Source organism: Pseudomonas sp., assembly GCF_050739655.1.
Taxonomy (GTDB): Bacteria; Pseudomonadota; Gammaproteobacteria; order Pseudomonadales; family Pseudomonadaceae; genus Aquipseudomonas.
The window spans coordinates 1-1,817 of record NZ_JBOIBY010000425.1 but is presented as its reverse complement, the minus strand read 5'-3'; the positions used below and the strand labels follow the sequence as shown (position 1 = coordinate 1,817).

The following is a 1,817-nucleotide window of genomic DNA, read 5'->3' as shown; positions in this document are numbered from 1 at the left end:
TCTCGGCGAGGATCTGCTCCACGCAGGCCACGCTGGCTTCGATCTGGGCCGCGGCGCTGTGGTCGAGGGTGATTTTGACCGGTTGCTGATAGACATCACGCAGTTGGGCGAGGCTCAGTTGGCCGGGGATCAGGTTCAGTGTGTTCATTTTCAGGCTCCTTTAACCGGGGGTAACCATTGGCAGGTTCAAGCCCTGCTCCATGGCACAATCAATTGCAATCTGGTAACCGGCATCGGCGTATCACGAAACTTTGCAGGTTTACTGTCAGTCACGAAAAAGACGCTTAAGCGATCAATTCAAGCCAACCCAGACAGTGGGCAAGCCAGCCTGTGCGCATCGTTGCGCGACAAGCGAATCAGTGGATGTCGTGGAGAGCCTCAAAGGACTCATACGCACACGCATTTACTTGTACATACAATCATATGCAATCAGGCGGCCAACTTGTTGGACAGGCATTCAAGAAAAATCCGGATAGAGCTGGAGAGCGCCAGAATCAAGGGCTCTGGCGTTGGTGAAATTTTTCGAGGGGATTTTTTGAGGACGAGGTGATTGTTACCTGAGCGTGGTTTTACGCTACACCGGTGGGGGTTGGTAACACCGGGACTCACTTCTTCAGGACTGCAAGCTGCTCGACTGAGCGGAGGATAACGGCCCGTCGAATGGCAATCACTCAAAACAAAAGGGCCTTCCGGTGCAGGTCCGGGTTGAAACCTGCACCAGGAAGATCGCCACCTTTCAGGCTCTGGGCAAGCCCGCAGGATTTACCCGCAAAACCGGCTTAGCATGCGCTCGCTACTGTTCGCTGAGGCGCAACGTAGGCGTCCTGTTGTTTCGCTCGCTGAGTCAGCACCAGCATCGCCAGGAGCCCGAGCGCAATCAGTACCGCATAAGCCATCAGCAGTTCGGAAAGGGAAAATTTCCAGGCCAAAGGGCGCCCGACACCCAACATGGCGGCATACATCCAGGACACGGCCGACAACGAACCGCAGGCCAGCGCCAGCATCCGCGCACTGAATCCGAGACTGAGCAAGGAGCCTGCCTTTTGCAGTGCCGGCAGTACCATACGATGCAACAGGACGCCGTTGTAACTCAGCAAGGCGACAATAATCACTTTGGCTTGAAGCTTTGGATTCATGAAGTATTCGACGCCTTTATCCTGGTAATCAATACCGACGACAGCGATACCCGTTATCCACAATGCTATTAGTGCAACGACCACAGACTTTTGCAGGCTCTCCATGTGAGCATTATCATGCTCAGTGAATGCCTTCCGCCTTAAAAGATCTTTAACCATCGCAACATCACTGGTCAACACCAGACCAATGGCAACACAACATGCCACCAAATGAACGTAAATAACCCCCAGACGCAAAAACTCCAGGAATTCTTTATTTTCCAGCAGACTCATAATTGTATTTATCGCCACGGTATTTTCTCCACCTTATTCGACAGTACAGATCGACTACTTGACAAGATTCCTGACCATTAAGAATCCTGTGCGATCTTACTTCTACAAGATAAGCCAAATCATGGACTCGGCACTGATAACCTCATTGATTCGCCTGGCAAACCAATGACCGGCTTGTTTATTACCCCCCGAACTTCAGATACCCCCCATTTGTACTCACTGCATTTGAGATTCGACTTCCACTTCTTTTTGCAATTTCAGGAGCAGGTCATGGCTGACGCGCTGAAGAATCAGAGGCCGCGGACGCTCCAATGCTCATTTCTCGAGCAAGCCACCGACAAACGGTTTGTAGCGCAAGTGCACCTGAAGCGACAGTAACGAACCGACTTCCCCGGTACTCCCCACGAC

The 1,817-nt window shown here is 52.1% G+C and carries 1 protein-coding gene and 1 pseudogene; both read right to left on the bottom strand.

Annotated features, from left to right (window positions below; translation table 11 throughout):
- Positions 1–160: 160 nt before the first annotated feature.
- Positions 161–241 (bottom strand): annotated as a pseudogene (locus ACRESJ_RS20840) (hypothetical protein); the annotation flags it as partial.
- Between the two features lie 538 nt (positions 242–779).
- Complete coding sequence (locus tag ACRESJ_RS20835; RefSeq protein WP_431759585.1) at positions 780–1,427, bottom strand: hypothetical protein; 648 nt, start codon at positions 1,425–1,427, stop codon at positions 780–782.
- Positions 1,428–1,817: the final 390 nt, after the last annotated feature.